The organism is Mesotoga sp. HF07.pep.5.2.highcov (assembly GCF_003666285.1).
GTDB lineage: Bacteria > Thermotogota > Thermotogae > Petrotogales > Kosmotogaceae > Mesotoga > Mesotoga prima.
On the sequence record NZ_JFHJ01000549.1, the window covers coordinates 1 to 560 of the forward strand.

1 pseudogene is annotated in these 560 nt (G+C 45.5%); it reads right to left on the reverse strand.

Annotation, left to right across the window (positions count from 1 at the left end):
• Positions 1-560 (reverse strand): annotated as a pseudogene (locus tag BG32_RS11655) (IS21 family transposase); the annotation flags it as partial.

Here is a 560-nt window from a genome sequence, read left to right on the forward strand (position 1 = left end):
GGTCTCCTGGATAATTGGGTGAGATAAGGAATCCAGTTCATTGATTCTCTCTTCATCTGTCCATACAGTCTGGGGTGAGTGATTATCTCTTTGTAGTCCCTGTCCATTACGATAACTTCATGTGCGGTCAGTCTTGCCCATATCTCGGTCTTTGCATATTGTGGAGCGCTTGAATATGTATGCCTTCCTTTCTCAAGGGTGAACTTCGCGTGAGCATCTGTGCGAACGGCCAGGAGGATCGATTCATCGTACTTATTTGGCGCAAGTGTTAGAAGCTTTGTTCTGTCTTCTTCAAATCGCTCTCTTATCATACCTGGCTTCGAATAGTGCGGTCTTTCCATATCCTGATCACATCGAGTGAGGAGCTCTTTGTTGAAGGCCATTAGGTCACTTATCTCTGGAACAGGAACTAGCAGGTTTCTCCTATGGTATCCCACTTTACTTTCGACGCTGCCCTTCTCATTCCCGCTCTGAGGATTACAAAAGACTGCTTCGAATCCATAGTGATTCTTGAATCTGAGAAAGTGTTCTGAAAGGACCCGGTCTCCTTCCTTCAGTAT